The following is a 22,097-nucleotide window of genomic DNA, read 5'->3' as shown; positions in this document are numbered from 1 at the left end:
TTACTTAGATCAACCTAAGAGATTAACGACGAAGCAGCCATTTTTTGTTACGGCATCAAGTGCCAAAAAGAACCTCGGCTTTGCTTCGCTACCACTTTATCAAAAAAATGGTGAATCCTAGCTCCGTTGAGTTTTGGATTCACCATTTATCTTAGTAAGTTTTTGTTGACGATGAGTTTGATTTCAGTCAGACTGATGATAAGAAATCGAGTGAAAGAGGGATATGTATGGGACTCACAGTTGATTTATTCAATGATATTTCATCACGAAAAAAGGGAGCCAAAAATTTAATTACGGATGTACCAGGTGTAAAAGTCGGCCAGATAACCTACGACGACGGAACGACTCATACTGGAGTAACGACAATTATTCCGGCACCAGGTAATTTATTTCGGGAAAAATTACCAGCAGCATCTTATGTCATTAACGGGTTTGGTAAGAGTATTGGTTTGGTGCAAATTGATGAACTTGGAACGCTGGAAACCCCAATTATATTAACGAACACGTTCGCCGTTGGAACGGCGCTGAATTTTCTGACTAAACAAATGCTGGTTGAAAATCCGGAAATTGGTGATAGCACCAGTACTGTTAATCCAGTGGTTGCCGAGTGTAATGATGGCGATGTGTCTAGCATTAGAGATATGAAACTCACTGAAAAGCAGTTTTCTGAAAGCATGGCAAACGTGGCTGATACGTTTGAAGAGGGAGCTGTCGGAGCTGGTAGAGGGATGATGTGCTACGACCTCAAGGGTGGTATCGGGTCATCTTCTAGACTGGTGGAGTTTGGTGATAAACAATTTACGGTCGGCACGCTCACAATGACTAACTACGGGTTCCTCACGGATCTGATTATCAAGGGGATCCCAATCGGCGAACCATTAGCAAAAATGATCAAAGCGGATAAAGAGAAAGAGGAGAAAGGATCAATTATCACCGTTATTGCTACGGATGCCCCACTTAACTCTCGCCAGCTTAAGCGTCTTGCCAAACGGGCGACGGTTGGAATTAACAGAACGGGTGGTTATATCGGCAACGGTAGCGGAGAAATCGTCTTTGCCTTTTCAACTGCTAATCGAGTTGCTCACTTTACTAAGGACGATTTTGACACGGTTACTCGGTTCAACGACAACAATATTGATAAGTTTTTCCGAGCGGTCAGTGCCTGTGTTGATGAATCAGTTCTTAGTTCGCTGGTTCATGCTGATTCTGTGGTTGATCGCAAGTGTAGAAATCGACTATCATTCATCGATGCTTGCAATAAGTTGGTTAAAGACCAGCCTGAGTATCAAGAGATGGTTAATCAAGTATTTCAAGAACTTGGGGTGAGCCAATGATTTTACCAACGCCACATATTGATCAAAATGCGTGGGGAGCAATTAACGGTTGTGAGGCGGCAAGCTTATTGATGGGATTGCATTTCAGGCAAGCAACGACGTTAAATTATGGCCAGTTTTTAAAATTGATGCCAATTAGCGAAAATGCAAATCCAAACGAAGGTTTTGGTGGCTCGCCTTATAAAAACCAACACGGCAAATTTGAAGCGATTTTTATTGACCCATTATCACAGTGGGCAGCTAAATACGTAAATGTAAGGAAATATTCCACTTCCGAAAAAAACTTTAGCTTTAACTCACTTTACGCCGACGTGGCAGCTGGAAATCCGGTGGTTGTCTTTGTGACCGTTCATTTCGAAGAACCAGAGTACGAAGTGTATCCCTTTGGTAACGTGGCAATCAATAATCATGCCGTATTACTAGACGGGGTCGATGATGACTGGGTTCATGTTAATGATCCAATTGATGGATGTTACAAATTGCCAAAGGAAAAGTTCGAGCGAATCGCTGGCGCCAGGGGGATGGCTCTTGCTCTGACTGAGTGACACTGAACCGTCAACTTATTATTACAAAGCGATTAAAAAATGGTTAGAATAATAGTGACGTTTTCTCATTCTTGTGATAGATTATCTAACATAAACAAAATCTATTGGGATATTGGAGTGAGAGTTTATGAGAAAATGGCATTTTATTTCTTTGACGGCGTTACTGGCTTTGTCAGTGGCGGGATTAGCTGGTTGTAGTAATCCATCGGGCAGTGCGAAAAAGCAGGTCTTGAACACGGAAACTGATACGGATCTTTCAACCGTGACTTATCCAAAACGACCGCTGTTGCTTCGTTCAATGTTTTGAATAACGTTGATGAAGGGTTAGTTCGACTGGGTAAGAATAGTAAAGTTGAACCTGGAATCTCTAAAAATTATACGGTTTCCAAAGATGGTAAACAGTACACCTTCAATTTGCGTCATGATGCTAAATGGAGCAATGGTGACAAAGTTACTGCCCATGATTTCGTATATTCATGGCAACGGACCCTTGATCCTAAGACTGCATCTCAGTATGGCTACTTATTCTCGGGCATCAAAAATGCAGATAAGATCCAGGCGAAGAAGGCAAAGGTTAGTTCGCTTGGTATCAAAGCTGATGGCGATTACAAATTGGTCGTTACTCTCGAACAACGAATCCCTTATTTCAAGTTATTGATGGGATTCCCGGTGTTCTTCCCACAAAATCAAAAAGTGGTAGAAAAGTATGGCAGCAAGTACGCTACTACCGCAAAAACGCAAGTATATAACGGTCCGTTTGCGCTTAAAAACTGGAACGGTACCAATACCACGTTTGACCTGGTAAAGAACAGTGATTACTGGGATAAGAAGAGCGTTAAGCTAGACAAAATCAATTTCCAAGTTATCAAGGATCAGTCAACTGGATTTAATATGTATCAGGATAAAAAGCTTGATATGACTGGTTTGTCGGCATCTCAAGCTAAACAAATGGTGAACAACAAGGATCTCGTTTCACGACCACAATCTTCAGCGTTTTATCTAGCCCTGAACCAAAAGATGAAGGTTTTCCAAAACAAGAAAATCAGACAAGCAATTTCAATGGCTATTGACCGGAATATGATGGTCAAGAAGGTTGTTGGTGGTGGGGCAATTGCCAATACTAAGTTTGTGTCTGAAGGGCTGGCCAAGTCGCCGATCAACGGGAATGACTTTACAAAGGATGTAACCGCACCCGATACGATGAGCTATAATCCAACTGAGGCCAAGAAGTTGTTTAAAGAAGGGCTGAAGGAAGTTGGTAAGAGTTCGCTTAGCTTTACGATTATGGGTGGCGATACCTATGATTCAAAGCAGCTAGGTGAATACCTTCAAAGCACGCTTGAAAAGAACCTTCCGGGATTGAAAGTGTCATTGACGAATATTCCAGCTCGGGTTGTGTTGTCACGGCAGACTGATCACCAATTCCAGGCAACGGTTGCGGACTGGTTCGCTGATTTTTCAGACCCAATCACATTCTTGAACATTTTGCAGTCTGATAACCCATCGAACAATTCGGTTTGGAAGAATAAGAGTTACGATGAGCTGATCAAGAAGTCTAACACTACGGATTCAAGTGATCCTGATAAGCGGTGGGATGATATGGTTAAGGCTCAGAATATTGCGTTGAAGGAACAAGCAATTGTGCCGCTGTTCCAGTCAAGTGAGCAATGGTTGATAAATCCAAAGGTTAAGGGGATCGTTTACAATTCAGCTGGTCCTAACTATAACTACAAGGAAGCATATATTAAGTAACATTTGAATAATGGTTATCTCTTTAGCATGATATTTACAGGGATGGGTGACAAAAGTGTATTTAGTAGCTTTGCCCCAACCGTTAAATATCATGCTTTTTAGGTGGAGATCTCTAAATAGGCGCTTTTTACGATCGAATATGAAATGAGCATTAAAATCAGCATAGCTAGATTCTCATTTTTATGCTAAATTAGAATGTATAAGTAATAAATATTTTCATTGGGAGTGAACAAATATGGGGATTTCACGCAAAACTGCGTTATCTACTGGAATTGCAATGACCGCACTATTATTAGCAGGGTGTGGTAGTTCCGGTAATAGTTCCAAAAAACAAGTGTTAACTACTTCAACTGATACAGAGCTATCGACCGTTGATTTGTCTAAAACAACTTCGGTCAGTGCTTTTAATGTGTTGAACAACGTTGATGAGGGGTTATTTAGATTAGGAAAGAATAGTAAGGTAGAACCAGGAATTGCTAAGTCGTCTACGGTTTCAAAGGATGGTAAAACATACACATTCAACTTACGAAAGAATGCAAAGTGGAGTAACGGTGATCCAGTAACCGCTCAGGACTTTGTCTATTCATGGCGGCGAACGCTTGACCCTAAGACCGCATCACAATATGGCTACTTATTCTCTGGGGTTAAGAATGCTGATAAAATCCAAGCTAAAAAAGCTAAACCAAGTACGCTTGGGATTAAGGCAGATGGCAAGTACAAATTAGTAGTTAACTTGGAACAACGGATTCCTTACTTCAAGCTATTATTAGGATTCCCAGTATTCTTCCCACAAGATTCTAAGGCTGTTTCTAAGTATGGCAGTGATTACGGAACTACATCCAGCAAACAAGTTTATAACGGTCCATTCACTTTGACTAAGTGGAACGGGACTAACTTGAACTGGACACTGAAGAAGAACAAAGATTATTGGGACAAGAGCAATGTTAAACTCGACGAAATCAAGTTTAGCGTTGTTAAGGATCCATCAACAGGGCTCAATCTTTATGATCAAAAGAAACTCAACATGGTTCAATTGTCAGCAACTCAATCCAAGCAGATGAAGAATAGTAAGGATCGGGTCAACCGCCCACAATCGTCTGCTTATTACTTAGCTTTCAACCAAAAGAAGAAGGCGTTTGCTAACGAAAACATCCGTAAGGCTATTTCGATGGCAATTAACCGACCAACAATGACTAACAAAGTTGTTGGTGGTGGTGCTGTCCTTAACGATAAGTTCGTTTCAAAGGGATTAGCTTACTCGCCATCTGGAAATAAGGACTTTACCAGTGAAGTAAAAGCCCCATCAAGTTTGGATTACAACCCAACAGAGGCTAAGAAGTTATTCAAGAAGGGACTTCAGGAAATCGGTAAGAAGTCATTGAGCTTCACGTTACTAAACGTTGATACTTATGACCAAAAACAATTAAGTGAATATCTCCAAAGTACCCTTGAAAAGAACTTGCCTGGGTTGAAAGTATCTCTTAATAACATCCCTGGCCGGACGGTACTATCACGTCAAGCTGACCATGAGTTCCAAGTTACGGTTGCTAACTGGTTTGCTGATTTCTCTGATCCAGTAACGTTCCTTAACATTTTGACTAGTGATAATCCAAGTAACATTTCCCAGTGGAAGAATTCTGAGTATGATTCACTCATCAAGAAGTCGAATGGATCAGATGCTCAAAACGCTGACAAACGTTGGCAAGATATGGTTTCAGCTCAAGAGCTTGCCCTTAACAAACAAGCAATTGTTCCTCTTTATCAATCAGGTGAACAATGGTTGATCAATTCAAAAGTTAAGGGAGTCGTTTACAACTCAGCTGGTGCCAACTACAATTATAAAGACGCATCAATCAAGTAGGAGAGATATTTTTTGATTCCAAAAATCGAGAAAATTGAAACGTTCAAAGCCGCGGTACCACTAAAGGAACCGTTTAAAACAGCATTGAGAACTGTGACAACTGCAACAACCGTTATTGTTAAGGTGACTGCATCTAACGGAATGGTCGGATTTGGTGAGGCTGCCCCAACTCCAGTGATTACTGGTGATACAACGAGTAGTATTATCGAAGCGGTCGAGCAGATAATTGGTCCTAAAATCGTGGGGGAATCATTGCTCGCTGCTGATAATATCAAGCAAATTATTGATCAGGCGATGGTGCATAATTCTAGCCCCAAGGCAGCTTTGAACATTGCGGTAAATGACCTGCTTGGTCAAATTGCAGGGCTACCACTTTACCAATTGCTGGGTGGTGCTCGTGATCAAATTACGACTGACTATACGGTTAGTGTTGGAACAACCGATTCGATGATTAAGCATGCCAAGCGGTTAATTACTGATGGCTTTACGACCTTAAAAATCAAAGTGGGAAGTAAAAGTGAAGCGGAAGATCTCCAGACGGTCGTTGCTTTGCGGAAGGCGGTTGGACCTGACATTAATATTCGGTTGGATGCTAATCAAGGTTGGCATCCGAAACAGGCGATTGCTGCGATTAGAAAAATGGAACAACTTGATTTGAATATTGAATTGGTGGAGCAACCAGTGCCTGCTGCTGACTTTGATGGTTTGGCATCAGTTACCAATAATGTGCTCACACCAATCATGGCTGACGAGGGAGTTTTCTCAGTCGGTGATGCGTTGCGTTTGATTGAGATGAAGGGTTGTGACATTATCAACCTTAAGCTGATGAAGGCTGGCGGAATCGATAACGCGTTGAAGATCAATGCCATTGCAGAGGCTGCCGGAGTCAAGTGTATGGTTGGCAGTATGATTGAATCGTCAGTATCGGTCACGGCTGCTGCTCATTTAGCCGCTGCAAAGCAAAATATTCAATTCGTTGACCTTGATGCAGCAATGATGTTTACGAAAAATCCGGTTGATGGTGGAATTCTCAATGATGGAAATATCATTAAGTTTTCTGAAAAACCGGGATTAGGTTTCTAGGATAAAAGGGGAGTCGGATTGTCGGCTCTTTTTTTAATTCAATCATAATTTGGTGATTAACGTTTGCGGTTCGGCTAAATTAGGGAATGTTTTTAATGATTCATGTTAATATGTTTTTAGATAGAATAGAGGGTGAGCTAATGAATACAAAAAGAGTAATCGTTCCCGTTGCAACCGTCTGGTCAACTAATCATTCTAATCGGGATGTTGACAAAGCGGCTATTGACGGTGATGTTAAACAATGGGTTCAGGATATGAGTGACGAGCAGAGTGTTGATTTGAGCGACAATAGTCGAGTAGTAACTCAGGCTCTATTCAATGACGAAGTAATCGTTGATGATATTGTTGGTGACTGGGCCAAAGTATTTGTTCCAAGTCAGCGGGATGACTCTGATGGTCGGGGATATCCCGGGTGGATTCCCGTTAAATTGCTTAGTGATAAGGATACTAACTATTCAAACACTACTGCTACGGTCAGAATTGCAACTAAGTTTGCCACACTCTACGATGCGGACAAAAAACCAGTGATGGAGCTGAGCCTAGGGACAGTTTTGAATCAAATTGCCACTGAAGGTGACTGGATCAAGGTGATTACTCCGCTTGGTGAAAATTATATAAAGGCTGATGCAATCAAGATTCCGTTTGATGAACAAAACGCTGGCCAGGTAATGGTCGATATGGCCAAACAATATATGGGGATGCGTTATCTCTGGGCCGGCATTAGCTCGGACGGTTTCGATTGCTCTGGACTTGTGTACACGATGCATAGGGTGCTTGGTTTCGATATCCCTCGTGATGCGGATGACCAGCAGGCTTCCGGGATGCCAGTTGCTCCCGAAGATATTCAACCCGGTGATTTAGTTTTCTTTGCATATGACCATGGCGAAGGTTACGTTCATCACGTTGGTATGTATATTGGCAACGGTAAGATGATTGAGTCACGGACTCCTGGTAAACAAGTTGATATTGCTGACTTAACCGAATTGAAGTTTGCTTCAGAATTCGCTGGTTTTAGGAGATATTGGCGATGAAAGTAACGACGATCGATTCGATTAGGAGTCTGCTAGCAAATATCGATGCGGACGTTGCTTGCCTCGTGGAAGACGATGAAGGCAAAGAAGTGGCCGTTAATCCTAACGAAGAATTTCGTTCTGCTTCACTTATCAAACTGGCAATATACGACTACGCCTTTTCTAAAGGGGCTGATCTCACTAAGCAGATTGAGATTAACGAAAAAGATATTGTTGGTGGCGCTGGGGTCATCCAAACCTTATCTCAACGGATTTGGAGCCTTGGCGATTTGATGAGGCTGATGATCAGTGTTTCGGATAATACCGCGACTAATGCCGTTATTCGCGAATTTACGATGGCTAGCATTAATGACTGGTTACAAACTAACGGGTACAAGCAAACTAGGCTACAGCGCTTTTTAATGGATACTGAGGCACCGTTAAGGGGTAAGGATAATTTTATTTCTGCGTTGGAAGCGGTTAGACTTATGAACTTAGCAGTTGAGTATGACCGGACCCCGTTTATGAACCAGCAAGTTAGGTTTAAGTTGCCGGGGAGTTTTGATGAAACTAGGGATGACGTCCTGGTTGCAAACAAAACTGGTGAGGGTGCAAGCCTCGATCATGATGTTGCTAGGTTTGAAAAAAACGGTCGCTTTGTGAACATTGCTTTACTAACTGATAATGGCCCAGATAGGCCAAGGGTTTTAAATTCTTTTCAGAAAATTGGTCAGTTGATTTATGATGATCTTGCTGATAATTAACAAATGTTAAAGATTGTTGGTAATTATTAAATAAAGCTACTTCAAAATGAAGTGGCTTTTTTTTAATGGTAAAATGACGTTAGAACATGAAAAGGGGTATTTAAAAATGAAAATCAAACGGTTGTTAGTATTCGGATTACTCTGTTTCGCTGCAATCTTTGGCCTTGGAGCAGTGGCGTCACATGCTGCTGGAACTGACGATGGTTCGGTCCAATCAAAAGCATTATCAAAACCATATGTAGTGTACGGTGCTGGTTTGGCAAGCGAGGATAAGAATCAAATCAACCAGACGCTAGGCGTTAAGTCAAACTATGAATCACTGACTGTTGGCGGTCAGGATTATGCTCAGTACATCAATTCAGCTGGAACGTCAGATGCAAGTATGATCAGTTGTGTGGCATTAGCACCAGCTGACCCAGGTACTGGGGTTAAGGTTAACATTGAGAATTACGATGGTAAGAATAATATTACTCAAGTAACCTCACAGCAATATTCAATGGTTGCCACGATGGCCGGAGTTAAGGACGTTATCATTACGGTTACGGCTGACAAGGCCGTTTCCGGTGAATCAGCCCTTACTGGAGTATACAAGGCTTTGGCAACTGATGGCATTACTCTTAATCAGCAAAATACTCAAGCTGCTAACGGGGTTCTTGATGCAACCCAACCTGCCATCAATGAAAATAGCGATGACAAGAGCTATCCAGGTAAGTTAATGGCTGCAATCGGTGATGTTTCGTCACAGCTTGCTGAACTGAAACAGAAACAAGATCAACTTGCTACTAAAGAAGATATCCAAAATATGCTTAACGAAGCACTACAAAAGCAGGGGATTGATGGCAAGACTTCTCAAACGGTCATCAATAATATCGTTATCTCGTTAAGCCAGGTTCAAAAGGCGCCAATTTCTGATGCAAGTTCTTATATTGATAATGCTAAATCAATGGCTAGTGACTTAGCGGATTCAGTTGGTGATAAGATGGCTGATTTAAAGGACTTTGCAAAAAGTGCAGATGCAAAAAAGGCAGAAGGATTCTTTGCAAAGATTTGGCAGGCAATTGTGGACTTTTTCTCTAATTTATTTTAACTAGCAAAGTAAAAACACCAGCGAATCTCAAATGAGAATCGTTGGTGTTTTTGTCTGTCATTATGCCCCGAGCAGCATTCGAACCTGCACACGATTGCTTAATTGCTTTCGTTATACTTATCAAGCTTACTTTCAATTGATGCTACTTGCTCAAAACAAGTTGCTTTCTCTTCATCAGTTAAACCAAGCACATCCATACAGCTGTTTACTCGGTTGAATACCTCGTTTTTTGTGTTCTTTGCTTTATTAGTCAGGTCGATTTGTACCGAGCGCTCATCGCTTTCGCTGCGTTCGCGAGTAATCCATTCGTTTGCTTCAAGGCGCTTGAGTAGAGGAGTTAAAGTCCCACTATCAAGGTTTAAATAGCTACCCAACTGTTTGACGGAAAGGGGAGCGTACTCCCAAAGGGTCAGTAATGCGATATACTGAGGGTATGTTAATGAGTATGGTCTTAGTGCATCTTGGTAGAAATGATTGAATTTTTTATTAGCTGAATAGACTTGAAAACAAAGCTGATCCTCTAGTCTGATTGGTGTAGTTTTTTCCATGTATGAAAACCTCGTTTTTAAAATTACGTTAAATCCATCGTTGTTTAAATTGCGTATAATGATATTGTAAGATAATGAAAAGTAAAAGCAAGTTTTATAAAAGTGCAGGTCATGTCATGCTTTTACAATTGGAGGGGGAAACTTATGAAATTAAGGCAGTTACGGTTTAGCACCTGGCTATGTATTATTAACGTGATATCAATGATAGCCTATCTGGGCTATTTTGGGTACTTATATTTTAGCGGCAAGCCAGCATTTAAAGACCAGGCACTACTGTTGATTGAAGTTGCATCAGGAATCATATTAGTATTGTTACCGTTTTTGATTGAAAAAATTGGTAACTTTTACTTCCCGCAGATTGAACTCATCTTCTACTATATTTTTATCTTTATGGCCATCTTTCTCGGATCTGGTTTGCAGATGTACGGCGTTCCACTTTGGGATAAGTATGAACATGTGCTTGCGGGCTTAATGTTGGCTGGCCTTGGATTTTCAATCTTTGAAGGCTTATCAGTTAGTCGGGACAACGAGAGAACTAATCCCGGGTTAATGTCACTATTTTCATTTTGTTTCGGAATGACTTGCGGTGTTTTCTGGGAGTTTTACGAATTTTTAGCTGATACGTTTGCAGGCCTAAATCTTCAGCGGTATATGCAGGCTGGCCATATGCTAGTTGGTCGGGCAGCCCTTTACGATACGATGGGAGATTTATGTGCGGATTTTATTGGTGCATTATTAATGGCTCTCATTGCCTACCTAATGATGAGAAGTAATCCTAACCTCAGTAAATACTTAGTTTTTAAGTCAAAACGGAAAACGTACTTTTCAGGAATGTATTTTTAGTGTAAAATAACATGTGTTGCATGCTGTTGCCCCGATGGCGGAACTGGCAGACGCGCAGCGTTCAGGTCGCTGTTCAAGCAATTGAGTACAGGTTCGAATCCTGCTCGGGGCATGAAGACAGACAAAAAACACCAACGATTCTCATTTGAGATTCGCTGGTGTTTTTTAGTCGTTAACTAAAATTTTAATTCCAATTACCAAATTATAGATAAACAATACAAAGTCCACTAAAAGTAGCACAGATACCAGACCGATTGTCACAAATCCAGTTGCAGCACCACTATTTGTTAGTAATCCAGTCGTCCCGATAATAAACAGGGCAATAATCGTAAGAATTACCGGAGCAATGTGTAGAAACGTCGCCTTGCGGGCGTTTTGTATGGTGCTATCATCATTACTCAGAATCCAAACGATAATTGGAAAAATAATTGGGGCAAAGAATATTGAGAGGTATGATAATGAGCTCAATATTTTTTTATCCATGAGACATCCCACCTTATATTGTCGAATTGATAATTGCTAAATTTTACTTACCAAAGATACCCTTGATTTTATCAACGATACCGTCAGCACCACCACCAAGCATATCCTTTGCTTTGTCGTAGTAATCTCCCAGATCATCCTTGTGGTCTTCGATGAATTGTTTTGCGTCGTCCATCTTACCATCACCAACAAGCCCCTTGATCTTTTCGATAATTTCGTCTTTATTCATAAAAAATCCTCCCCATAAAAATTTTGGAGCCGATAAAACTCCAACTCAAGTATAGCAAAGAATGAAAAATAGGTAATTTTAAAGCTTTGATTTACAAACATTTTGTTTGCAATTATGTGAAATTTTTACCATTATTAAGACATACAGACAAAGGGGGAATTATTATGTTCAAGAAGATTTTGGTGCCGATGGACGGTAGTGAACGTTCAAAAGAGGCACTAGACATGGCAATCGATTTGGCACTGCAATTCAAGTCAGAAATCCACATCGTGTCGGTCGTTAACGAGGCTGGTATCTACTTTATGAGTGGTCGCCCGGGAGTTACAGCCAACTTCCTCGAAGAACAGCGAGAAGCCGCTTCGAAAATTGTTGAAGACGCTAAAACATACGCAGGAATGAAAGGGGTTACAGCCACAACTGAAGTTACCAAGGGAATGGCTAAACAAGTTATTGCTGAGGATTATACGCGTGAAAATGGCTATGATTTAATAGTCATTGGTAAATCAGGTGCTGATGCGATTAACCGGATCATGATGGGTTCAACAACGGCGTATGTTGTTAGAAACGCAAAAACGAGTGTGTTTGTTGTTTAATCAACAATATGTATTAAAAAAGCTAGTAGCCGAGAAAATCGGTTACTAGCTTTTTGTTATAGTTTGTCAGAAACCTCATACGGTTCTGATCCCTTTTCATTATCGTGGCTGACTTTGTCGTCTTCGAAGAAGATATCAAAGGTTTTGTTATCTTTTCCGTGAACCACTAAGACATTCTTATTTTCAGTGTCTTTTTCTTTATAAATTTGGGCTGTTTTAACCGCCTCATTATGATCATGGAACTTGCCGATCGAATCCCCCGGGTTGAAAAATACAGTGTCATCCATTGATATCATTCCTCTCAATCTTTTCTATAAATTTAGTATAGTCCAAACAATAGTTAAAACAAAATAAGAAGGTCCCAGACTCGCAAAGTAGCGGGATTTGTTAAGAAAACGTTATGGGTACTGGTCGGGGTCTTATTAATCTGCTAAAATATAAATCGTTATGTTTAACTATAACTAGGTTAAGCAACTGAAAAATGGATTTTCGTCAAAGAGGGGAAATTTTATGTGTGGATTTGTTGGTTTTGTAAACCAAAAAGATGTTCCTGCTGACACAATTAATAATATGGCTGATCGTATCAAGCATCGTGGTCCTGATGACGAAGCTTATTTCAGCGACGACAAGGTTTCAATGGGATTCCGACGTCTATCGATTATTGACTTGGCTCACGGCCGTCAGCCGATGAAAAATACCGATGGGTCAAAAGTGTTGACCTTTAACGGTGAAATTTACAATTACAAAGAAATTCGTGAAGAATTAAAAGAATTAGGTTATGAATTCAGAACTGACGTAGACTCCGAAGTTTTGATCCATGGTTATGATGCATGGGGTCCAGATTTGCTGCAAAAGCTTCGTGGAATGTTTGCTTTCGCTATTTACGATAGCAAAACGGGTGAAGTCTTTGGTGCCAGAGACCACTTTGGAATTAAGCCACTTTATTACTATGACGACGGTGACACATTCTTATGGGCATCAGAAATCAAAGCCTTTTTGGAGCATCCAAACTTTAAAAAGCAATTGAACGTTGCGTTATTACCAATTCACTTGAGTTTTGAGTTTATTCCATCTCGGGAAACTATGTTCAAGAACGTATTCAAGTTACTCCCAGGTCAGTACTTCCTTCACAAAAACGGTAAGACTGAGACCCACTTGTATTACAAATTCAACTACGATCACATTGATGAAAGCCAAACAATTGAGGAAGATGCTGACAAGATTGAAAAGTTAGTTGATGATTCAGTTAGTGCTCACATGATTGCCGATGTTGAAGTTGGTAGTTTCTTATCCAGTGGTATCGATTCAAGTTATGTGTTGAATGAAGCCGCTAAATTAAAACCAATTCAATCATTCTCAATTGGATTTAAGCATTCAAAATATAGTGAGTTAAGTTGGTCAACTGAGTTTGCCAAGGAAATCAAACAAAAGAACACACCAATCTACATGAATGGTGATGATTACTTTGATATTTTGCCAACCATGATGTACTACATGGATGAACCACTTTCAAACCCAGCCGCAATTCAACTTTACTACCTAACTAAGAGAACTTCTCAAAGCGTTAAGGTTGCATTGTCTGGTGAAGGTGCGGATGAGTTCTTCGGTGGTTACAATACTTACCTTGAAGCAATTCCGTTTGATCGTTACCAAAAATTTGTGCCAAAGCCAATCCGAAAGGGACTGGCTGCCGTTGCTAGAAGAATGCCTCGTTTCCACGGTAAACGATTCTTAGTTCGTGGTGCTCAGCCATTGAGCGAAAGATATTACCGGGTAAATTACGTATTTAACTACGATGACAGAAATAAAGTATTGAAGGATCCAACTATTAACCGTGATTCTGGTGCCTACACTCAGCACATCTTTGATGATGTTAAGGGTAAGGACGAGATGACTCAAATGCAGTACTTCGATATCAACACATGGTTACCTTATGATATTTTGCATAAGGCTGATCGAATGAGTATGGCTAATTCCCTTGAAGTTCGGGTGCCATTGGTTGATAAGAAGGTAGCTGAGTTTGCTTCAACTATGCCAGTTAAGACTAGAATTACAACCGATGAAACGAAAATCTCACTTAGAACTGCCGCTCAAAGACAATTGCCTAAGAAGACAGCTCTTAAAGAGAAGCTCGGATTCCCATCCCCAATTGCTAGCTGGATCAACGACCCTAAGTATCACGAAAGAATTGTTAATACATTCCATTCGGATACAGGTCGTAAGTTCTTCAACGTCGATGAACTTGATCGTTTGCTCGAGGAACACGCAAACGGTAAATCTAACATGCAAAAAATCTTTACCATTTACACATTCATTCTCTGGTACCAGGTCTACTTCCCAGAAGATACTCAAGAAAAGACCGTCGAATTAGTTCACAGAACTCAAATCTAACTAAAGGAAGGTGCATATTTTGGCAAGAATTTCAATTGCAGAAATTATGCAGTTATTATCGGAACATAACTTGCTTGTGTCGGTTGATAATACCGTTAGCCCTTCTTTAACGTTTGATGGGATCTCCTATAATTCGAAGGCTGTGTCTGATAATTCACTCTTCTTTTGTAAGGGGAATTTCAAGGCTGAGTATTTAGGCGAGGCGGAGAAAAATGGTGCGATTGCCTACATGGCGGAAGAACACTATTCTCATGCTGAATTACCTGGCATCATCGTTATTAATATCCAAAAATCAATGTCGCTCATTAGTGCGGCATTTTTTGGCTTTCCACAAAACAAGTTAGCAACAATTGCTTTTACAGGAACTAAGGGGAAGACAACTTCCTCATACTTAACTAAGTCGATTTTGGATAAGCAGTTCAACGGCCAAGTTGGTCTGTTTTCAACTATCAATACTGTCGTTGGTCCGAACCCAGACGAAGACTTTAAATCTCACTTAACAACCCCTGAATCATTGGACTTATTTACTAATATGGACAGGGTGGCAAGTAATGGTTGGCAACATCTAGTGATGGAGGTCTCGTCACAAGCTTATAAGAAAAACCGGGTTTATGGCCTTCACTATGATATTGGAGTGTTTCTAAACATCTCACCCGATCACATTGGTAGAAATGAACACCCAACGTTTGCGGATTACTTACTGTGTAAGGAACAACTAATCGTTAATTCTGATCAGGTGATTTTGAACGCTGACGACGATCACATTCTGGATACTTTTATGACTGCCAAAGCCACGACTCAACCTGAAAAGATTTATTTGATGGGTCGTAAGGGTGTCGATCGGACTGATAGTCTGGAGATTGATTTCGAATTTGAAACCTTATCCGATACCCTAAAGGAAAACCGAATCTCGTTAGCTGCCGTTTCTGATAAGGCTAAAAAGTTATCAATTGATGGTGAATACGAGATTGGTATTAGTGGCGACTATAACGAGTACAATGGCGTAGCTGCTGCTATCGCTAGTTCACTATTGGGAGTTAATAAAACCAATATCAGTTCGGGGTTAGCTAATATCGTTATTCCTGGCCGGATGGAAAGCTATCAGGCTGCTAATCACGGGGACGTTTATGTTGACTATGCCCACAACTATGCAAGCATGGATGCTGTCCTTAAGTTTTTAAAAACGCAGGATAGCAATGGTAAGGTATTTGTTGTTACAGGTAGTGCGGGTGATAAGGGAATCGATCGCCGACCTGGACTTGGAAAGGCGATTTCAGAAGGTGCAGATATTGCGTACTTAACCTCGGATGATCCAGGATTTGAGAATCCTGAGGATATTGCTGCTACAATTAGGGACAACATCGATGAAATGAAAGTAACTGTTAACTACATTGAAGATAGAGAAACGGCAATTAAAGCGGCCATTGATGCCAGTCACCCTGGTGATATTGTGCTTGTAGCAGGTAAGGGACGTGACCCTTACCAAAAAATCAAAGGTGTCGACACCCACTATGATGGGGATTCAAAAATTGTTGAAAATTATACTAAGGGGATGGAGTAATGAGCGACAGTAAGACTGAGTTCACTCCAATATTATTGGGAAGTGACTTTAACGCATATGGGATGGCAAGATCCTTATACGAGGTTTATGGTCGGCCGGTAAAAGCAATTGCTGAGGCTGAGCTTGCACCAACTAGGTTTACTAAAATCGTTGATCTTGAACTAATTGACGGCTTCAGTGAGGACCCTACATGGATTGAATCAATGCGCAAAATTAAGGAACGCTACCGGAACCATGATAAACCAGTTATCTTAATTGGTTGTGGTGATGGATATGCTGAATTGATTTCCAAACATAAAGCGGAACTAGAGGACGTTTTTGTCTGCCCATACATTGACTACGATTTATTAAAGCAGTTAAACGACAAAGAAAACTTTTACAAGATGTGTGACAAGTACGATCTACCTTATCCAAGTACTCGGATTATTACTAAGGATGAGTACGGGTCTGGTGAGCAAATTGAACAACCATTTGACTATCCAGTTGCTTTAAAACCAGCTAATAGTGTTGAGTGGCTCGATATTCACTTTGAGGGGCGTAAAAAAGCCTTCACGATTCACGATGAAGCCGAGTTTAGAGACATAGTGGGTAAAATTTATGACAACGGCTATACATCTGATTTAATTTTGCAGGACTTCATTCCTGGCGATGACAGTAACATGCGGGTGCTTAACGCATACGTTGATAAGAATCATAAAGTTAAATTGATGTGCATGGGTCACCCATTACTTGAGGACCCAGCTCCATCTGCCATTGGTAACTACGTTGCTATCATTCCTGAATACAATCAGGACATTTACGACCGAATCAAGACTTTTTTGGAAGAAATCAACTTTACTGGCTATGCAAACTTTGATATTAAGTTTGACACTCGTGATAATTCATATAAGCTGTTTGAAATCAATCTAAGAACTGGTAGAAGTAGTTTCTTCGTTACCCTTAATGGGCACAAGTTGGCCGATTGGGTAGTTCAAGACTATGTATTTGATTCTTTGAAGGATCAACCAACTGAGTTTGCTAATAAGGACACCAGTAACTACTTCTTGTGGTTAGGGGTGACCCCACAAATCTTCAAGAAGTACGCTAAGGACAACGATATAAAGCGGAAAGCTGAAGAACTCATTAACGAACACCGGTACGGGGATACTTTCTGGTATGATCAGGATAAGAACGTTAAGCGGTTTGCTCTCTACAAGTGGATGATGCATAATTACGCTAAGAACTTTAAGAAGTACTTTGTTGAAAAGTAAGGGGATTTAACATGGATCACTTTTTCACGATTATCGGCGGAATGGGAACTGAAGCCACCGAGACATTTGTGCACATTTTAAATGAACACACTGATGCAAGTAAGGATCAGGATTATTTAAATTACGTTTTGGTTAATGACGCAGCGGTTCCAGATAGAACGGACTATATTTTGGATCACTCTAAACCAAATCCGTTTGTTCCACTCAAAAAAGATATTGAGATGTATTCGAACATGAATCCGGATTTCTTTGTGATTCCATGTAACACGGCCCACTATTTCTATGATGATCTAGTCAAGTTAACAACAAAACCAATTTTGCATATGCCCAGAATGACGGTGGCCGCTATTCCAAAATATATCAAAAAGGCTCGTAAAATCGGCTTGATTGCTACTAGAGGGACGCTCCATGACGGAATCTACGATAAGGAAATCTTGGATGTTGGGTATGATTTAGTCAAACCTACAGAAGAGATTGCGGATGAGACAATGGAGCTGATTTACGATGACATCAAGGAAAAGAATTATGTCGATGCCGATTTGTACCACAAGATTCTTGATCAAATGGTTAATGAACTTGGGTGCGATGTTGTGATTTTAGGGTGTACTGAATTATCCGTTGCAGAACAAAGGGCATCTAACCACGATTATCCCGTGATTGATGCCCAAACGGTGTTAGCTGATGAAACAATTAAGTTAGCTCGAGAAACCCAGCCTAAAAATTAATCAAGGTCTGGCCTAAAGCGCCAGCGATAATAAAAAATATTAAAACAAGTGAGTCGGCATCAAACCTGGTGCCGTCTTGTTTTTTACCCAGAACAACTTCAAACAATACGATTGCTACAAAAGTAATAATTGCAGCTCCGATAGTGTACCCAGGGTGGCGACTGATTGACCTGATTGAGATAACGGCCTGAGAAATAATTATTAGGAAGTACAGGAGTCGTCCCCACATCATTGATTGGATGACGCGTTTTTTAGTTTCTCTTGTAATCCCAATAAGTGCAACGATTAAATATAATAGCCATACTATGTAATTAAATGTGACCCACATGAATTTCACCTCTATAAATAAGTATCAGTTAGGCCGTTTTAAAATGCAATTAAAAATAACTACTAAAATTTGTAGTTGCTGAAACGTTAGGAAGCGTTGTATAATACTAACGTTGTGCGGGTATAGTTTAGTGGTAAAATCCAAGCTCCCCAAGCTTGTGTCGCGGGTCCGATTCCCGTTACCCGCTTCCCGACGATTAGTCGGCGAACAATTCAATGATAAAAGAGTAGTAGTTAGAGCAATTGCTTAACAGCGATTCCGGGATGGTGGTAGCCGGAAAGGTAATTCTAACGAACGTGCTTTTTAGAATAACTAATATTAATAATGAGCGGATATTTGATATCAACTAGAGTGGTACCGCGGGTTTTCTCGTCTCTTGCCTTTATTGAGCAAGAGTTTTTTTATACATTTTTTTACGGAGGAATACAGAATGGACTATAAAGCACAGGTAACAAACGCACTATACACTGCACTAGACGGCGAACTTTCTTCAGCTGAAATTTATCAAAAATTGGAAAGACCGAAGGACTTTTCAATGGGTGATCTCGCATTTCCTGCCTTTACCTTAGCAAAGATGATGCACAAGGCCCCAAATATCATTGCTGCAGAGTTAGTAGAAAAAATTGATAAATCATCATTCGAAAATGTAGAGGTTAAGGGTGCTTACGTTAACTTCTTCCTTGACAAAATGGCAGTTAGCAACGAGGTGTTAACTACTATTCTTGAAGAAGGCGCAGCATATGGTCAAAATGATTCTGGTAAGGGTGGCAATGTACCAATCGACATGTCATCTCCTAACATCGCTAAGCCAATCTCAATGGGTCATTTGCGGTCAACCGTTATTGGTAACTCCATTGCTAAAATTTTGGAGAAGAATGGTTACCATCCAATCAAAGATAATCATTTGGGTGATTGGGGAACTCAATTTGGTAAGCTGATCACTGCATACAAACTTTGGGGTAATGAGGATGATGTTAAGGCTGATCCAATCAATAACCTAGTTAAATACTACGTTAAGTTCCATAAGGAAGACGTGGAGCATCCTGAACTTGACGACGAAGCCCGCGAGTGGTTTAAAAAACTTGAAGATGGTGATGAAGAAGCAACCAGTCTTTGGAAATGGTTCAGAGATGAGTCTTTGAAAGCCTTCAACAAGATTTATGACAAACTTGGAGTTTCATTTGATACTTACAATGGTGAAGCTTTCTACAATGATAAGATGCAGGAAGGTATCGATATCCTTAAGGAGAAGAATCTTCTACAAGAATCTCAGGGAGCTCAAGTTGTTATGCTCGATAAGTATAATTTGAATCCTGCATTGATCTTAAAGAGTGATGGTGCCACTTTATACATCACGCGGGATATCGCAACCGCTATTTATCGGGATAAGACTTACAAGCCTGCTATGAACCTATATGTAGTTGGTTCTGAACAAACCAACTATTTTGAGCAACTTAAGGCAGTATTACTTGAGATGGGCGTTAATTCAGCTAATGATTTACATCACATTCCATTTGGCTTAATTACCGTTAACGGTAAGAAATTGTCAACTCGTTCTGGCCGAATCATCTTGCTTGATGAGGTTCTTGATGATGCAATCGAACTTGCTCAAAAACAAATTGAAGAAAAGAACCCTGATTTACCTAATAAAGACGAAGTTGCTAACCAGGTTGGGGTAGGAGCAATCATTTTCGGTGACCTTAAGAACGAACGGATCAACAACATTGATTTTGTTCTTGAAGATCAGTTGAAATTTGAAGGTGAAACTGGCCCATACGTTCAATACTCACATGCTAGAGCTGAAAGTATTTTACGAAAAGCTGGTAAGCAAGAGCTCAAGCCGACAGACAAGCATTTGGACGATTCTGCTGCATGGGAAACTATTAGAATGCTTCAAGACTTCCCAGAAATCGTCAAGAGTGCATGCCAAGACTTTGAACCATCAGAAATAGCTAAATACTCGTTGCGGCTTGCTAAGGCATTTAACAAGTATTACGCACACTCAAAGATTTTGGTTGAGGATGAGAACTTAAGCGCAAGACTTTCATTAGTCAAATCAGTTTCAATCGTATTAAAAGAATCATTGAATCTTTTGGGTGTTCAGGCACCGGATGAGATGTAGTTCATAACAAATTAAATAAATTTGAAAAAAGCCCTCAAAATCGTGGTTGGTATTCCGCGGTTTTAAGGCTTTTTGTGAATTTTTTATGAATTTTTTTAGGCATAATTGTGTTCCAACCGTAAGGTGTATGTTAGTATGTTTAAGGGATACATATGCTAATAAGTTATTCAGAATTGTGACTGAAGCTCTAGATTACTGCATTACTTATTTATTTCTGAGCATGGTATCACATTCTAACGTTCGGTGATTAGGGTGAAAATCATAGGACTTTGATTAGTATGTGTAAACCAATACATTTATTTATTTTATTTGGAGGGATTTTTTTATGAAGAGAAATACAATAAAGAAGGCAGCCTCAATGCTTATTGCATCAGCTGCACTCGCTGGCTTTGCTACTTTGGGGTCGGCACAGCCCGCTAAAGCATTTGGTAGTTACGCACCACAATCAACAACTTCAATAGCAAGTCAAAAGATTGGTACTAACTTATCTTCTGGTACTACAAATTTAAGCAGTGCTACTGATACTGCTGGCCAAGATGGGACTAACGCTGTTGCTTACAAGAACTTTACACCTAAAACTTCTACTGGTACTTCAAAATTCAACAGTGAAGGTTATGCAGCATTAACTCAAGGTTCAAAGAATGAAGTTGGATATGTCACTTCAAACCAAAAATTAAACTTTGAACACGATTGGACAATTACTGGAAATGCTTATTTTGGATCACGTGACGGATCGTATCCTAACTTAAAGGGTGGTCCCGCTGGTGATGGATTTAACTTCTTGTTTAGTTCAGAAAACCCGCAAGAAGTGTTTGCTGGTCGTGAAAGTTCAGCGGCTGGTGGCTACCTTGGCATGCAAGGATTAAGTAACGCATTTGGACTTGCATTTGATGAACATTACAACACTCAAGACCAAATGGGAGACTTCCGTAATCAGCTCTTTGGTCCAGGGATGGTGAGAACACCGACAGGCGTTACATCTTGGAGGACCACTAGTCCAGAAGGAAACTTGAATTCAAACGCACGTATCCTTAACTGGGGTCTAGTTGATGCTGCACGTTCGAAAGATCCTAACGCTCAAGTAGTTTCAATGAATCCTAGCTTGATGGATGGTAAGGGACACATGTTCGTCATAAACTACAATGCCGAAACAAGCACTATTACTGTTACCGTTCCTGACAACCTTTATAATTTTGGATGGAAGTGGAACGCCCAAAACATTTATAAGAATACTGGTGCTATCAACGGTGGTACTTGGACTCGTACTGTATCCAGTCAAGACAAGAAAGATGGTCTTTACCTTTCATTCACTGGTACAACTGGTGACAAAGCTTACAACAACTTTGGCGTTCAAGTTAGAACCGCAGCTAACATTTACTAAAAGCACACTAAATAAAAAAACATCTTAGAGATAGGATGCTTTTTTTGTAATTTTTTGTAAATGCTGTGTTTCTTTTTTTGACAGTGAGTAGCCTTTAACCTATAACAAATAAGCGTGTAAAATTAAAAGTTGAAATGCAAGTTTTATGATTTTATATGCTTTCTTTATATTAGTTGTGTGTTATAATAAAATTCGTACTAAGGTTAC

The 22,097-nt window shown here is 40.2% G+C and carries 20 protein-coding genes, 2 tRNA genes and 1 pseudogene; 18 read left to right on the top strand and 5 right to left on the bottom strand.

All coding sequences use genetic code 11. The features are described from left to right. The first annotated feature begins 227 nt into the window (after positions 1-227). The 8 genes and pseudogenes from QOW94_RS01635 (at position 228) to QOW94_RS01600 (ending at position 9,436) form a co-directional block, all read left to right on the top strand. Complete coding sequence (locus QOW94_RS01635) at positions 228-1,334, top strand: P1 family peptidase (protein ID WP_283678321.1); 1,107 nt, start codon at positions 228-230, stop codon at positions 1,332-1,334. Next, on the top strand, positions 1,331-1,879 hold the full coding sequence (locus QOW94_RS01630) for a C39 family peptidase (RefSeq protein ID WP_283678320.1): 549 nt from the start codon (positions 1,331-1,333) through the stop codon (positions 1,877-1,879). Before QOW94_RS01635 ends, QOW94_RS01630 begins: the two co-directional genes overlap by 4 nt. Positions 1,880-2,006: 127 nt before the next feature. Continuing rightward, a pseudogene (locus QOW94_RS01625) lies at positions 2,007-3,631 on the top strand (peptide ABC transporter substrate-binding protein). Between the two features lie 235 nt (positions 3,632-3,866). After that, complete coding sequence (locus QOW94_RS01620; RefSeq protein ID WP_283678319.1) at positions 3,867-5,492, top strand: peptide ABC transporter substrate-binding protein; 1,626 nt, start codon at positions 3,867-3,869, stop codon at positions 5,490-5,492. 12 nt (positions 5,493-5,504) lie between these two features. Beyond that, positions 5,505-6,575 (top strand): mandelate racemase/muconate lactonizing enzyme family protein, encoded by a 1,071-nt coding sequence (locus QOW94_RS01615; RefSeq protein ID WP_283678318.1) that lies wholly within the window; start codon positions 5,505-5,507, stop codon positions 6,573-6,575. Between the two features lie 140 nt (positions 6,576-6,715). Further along, positions 6,716-7,606 (top strand): C40 family peptidase, encoded by an 891-nt coding sequence (locus QOW94_RS01610; protein ID WP_283678317.1) that lies wholly within the window; start codon positions 6,716-6,718, stop codon positions 7,604-7,606. Then, positions 7,603-8,349, top strand: a complete 747-nt coding sequence (locus QOW94_RS01605; RefSeq protein WP_283678316.1) for a serine hydrolase — start codon at positions 7,603-7,605, stop codon at positions 8,347-8,349. The genes QOW94_RS01610 and QOW94_RS01605 overlap by 4 nt, the downstream gene beginning before the upstream one ends. Positions 8,350-8,455: 106 nt before the next feature. Then, entirely contained in the window at positions 8,456-9,436 is a 981-nt protein-coding gene (locus tag QOW94_RS01600) for a DUF1002 domain-containing protein (protein ID WP_283678315.1), read from the top strand. 98 nt (positions 9,437-9,534) lie between these two features. Here the strand turns inward: QOW94_RS01600 and QOW94_RS01595 are convergent, their stop codons facing one another. Continuing rightward, entirely contained in the window at positions 9,535-9,984 is a 450-nt protein-coding gene (locus QOW94_RS01595) for a MarR family winged helix-turn-helix transcriptional regulator (protein ID WP_283678314.1), read from the bottom strand. Between the two features lie 144 nt (positions 9,985-10,128). Here QOW94_RS01595 and QOW94_RS01590 point away from each other — a divergent pair, with 144 nt between their 5' ends. Both QOW94_RS01590 and QOW94_RS01585 read left to right on the top strand, forming a co-directional pair. Continuing rightward, positions 10,129-10,827, top strand: coding sequence for a DUF2238 domain-containing protein (locus QOW94_RS01590; protein WP_283678313.1), 699 nt, complete (start codon positions 10,129-10,131; stop codon positions 10,825-10,827). Between the two features lie 28 nt (positions 10,828-10,855). After that, positions 10,856-10,939, top strand: a tRNA-Leu gene (locus QOW94_RS01585). Between the two features lie 53 nt (positions 10,940-10,992). On the opposite strand, the gene QOW94_RS01580 is transcribed toward QOW94_RS01585, so the two are convergent. Together QOW94_RS01580 and QOW94_RS01575 are read right to left on the bottom strand one after the other, a co-directional pair. Beyond that, positions 10,993-11,310, bottom strand: a complete 318-nt coding sequence (locus QOW94_RS01580; protein ID WP_283678312.1) for a magnetosome magnetite crystal formation protein family — start codon at positions 11,308-11,310, stop codon at positions 10,993-10,995. 43 nt (positions 11,311-11,353) lie between these two features. Then, the gene (locus tag QOW94_RS01575; RefSeq protein WP_283678311.1) at positions 11,354-11,539 is read right to left on the bottom strand and encodes a hypothetical protein; all 186 of its coding nucleotides are present in this window, start codon (positions 11,537-11,539) and stop codon (positions 11,354-11,356) included. A 164-nt stretch (positions 11,540-11,703) separates the two neighbouring features. Here QOW94_RS01575 and QOW94_RS01570 point away from each other — a divergent pair, with 164 nt between their 5' ends. Continuing rightward, positions 11,704-12,132, top strand: coding sequence for a universal stress protein (locus QOW94_RS01570; protein WP_283678310.1), 429 nt, complete (start codon positions 11,704-11,706; stop codon positions 12,130-12,132). A 56-nt stretch (positions 12,133-12,188) separates the two neighbouring features. Here the strand turns inward: QOW94_RS01570 and QOW94_RS01565 are convergent, their stop codons facing one another. Next, complete coding sequence (locus QOW94_RS01565; RefSeq protein ID WP_283678309.1) at positions 12,189-12,419, bottom strand: hypothetical protein; 231 nt, start codon at positions 12,417-12,419, stop codon at positions 12,189-12,191. A gap of 223 nt (positions 12,420-12,642) precedes the next feature. Between QOW94_RS01565 and asnB the strand changes: the two genes are divergently transcribed. Genes asnB through QOW94_RS01545 form a run of 4 tightly spaced genes read left to right on the top strand, consistent with a single transcriptional unit; the run spans position 12,643 to position 18,059 of the window. Then, positions 12,643-14,523 (top strand): asparagine synthase (glutamine-hydrolyzing), encoded by a 1,881-nt coding sequence (gene asnB, locus QOW94_RS01560; protein WP_283678307.1) that lies wholly within the window; start codon positions 12,643-12,645, stop codon positions 14,521-14,523. 19 nt (positions 14,524-14,542) lie between these two features. After that, complete coding sequence (locus QOW94_RS01555; RefSeq protein ID WP_283678306.1) at positions 14,543-16,084, top strand: UDP-N-acetylmuramoyl-L-alanyl-D-glutamate--2,6-diaminopimelate ligase; 1,542 nt, start codon at positions 14,543-14,545, stop codon at positions 16,082-16,084. Then, positions 16,084-17,334, top strand: a complete 1,251-nt coding sequence (locus tag QOW94_RS01550) for a carboxylate--amine ligase (protein ID WP_283678305.1) — start codon at positions 16,084-16,086, stop codon at positions 17,332-17,334. The genes QOW94_RS01555 and QOW94_RS01550 overlap by 1 nt, the downstream gene beginning before the upstream one ends. Before the next feature lie 11 nt (positions 17,335-17,345). Then, complete coding sequence (locus QOW94_RS01545; protein ID WP_283678304.1) at positions 17,346-18,059, top strand: aspartate/glutamate racemase family protein; 714 nt, start codon at positions 17,346-17,348, stop codon at positions 18,057-18,059. On the opposite strand, the gene QOW94_RS01540 is transcribed toward QOW94_RS01545, so the two are convergent. After that, on the bottom strand, positions 18,049-18,387 hold the full coding sequence (locus QOW94_RS01540) for a DUF1516 family protein (protein WP_283678303.1): 339 nt from the start codon (positions 18,385-18,387) through the stop codon (positions 18,049-18,051). The two genes, QOW94_RS01545 and QOW94_RS01540, sit on opposite strands and share 11 nt — an antisense overlap. 116 nt (positions 18,388-18,503) lie before the next feature. Between QOW94_RS01540 and QOW94_RS01535 the strand changes: the two genes are divergently transcribed. From QOW94_RS01535 to QOW94_RS01525, 3 genes are all read left to right on the top strand, one after another. Beyond that, positions 18,504-18,574 (top strand) — tRNA-Gly (locus tag QOW94_RS01535). Between the two features lie 243 nt (positions 18,575-18,817). Next, positions 18,818-20,509: an arginine--tRNA ligase gene (gene argS, locus QOW94_RS01530; RefSeq protein WP_283678301.1), complete on the top strand. Its 1,692-nt coding sequence runs from the start codon at positions 18,818-18,820 to the stop codon at positions 20,507-20,509. 325 nt (positions 20,510-20,834) lie between these two features. After that, positions 20,835-21,890 carry a lectin-like domain-containing protein gene (locus QOW94_RS01525; protein WP_283678300.1) on the top strand — a complete coding sequence of 352 codons (1,056 nt, stop codon included), beginning with the start codon at positions 20,835-20,837 and terminating at the stop codon, positions 21,888-21,890. Positions 21,891-22,097: the final 207 nt, after the last annotated feature.

It is taken from the genome of Lentilactobacillus sp. Marseille-Q4993 (assembly GCF_951230165.1).
GTDB lineage: Bacteria > Bacillota > Bacilli > Lactobacillales > Lactobacillaceae > Lentilactobacillus.
This window is presented reverse-complemented; position numbering and strand designations above follow the sequence as displayed.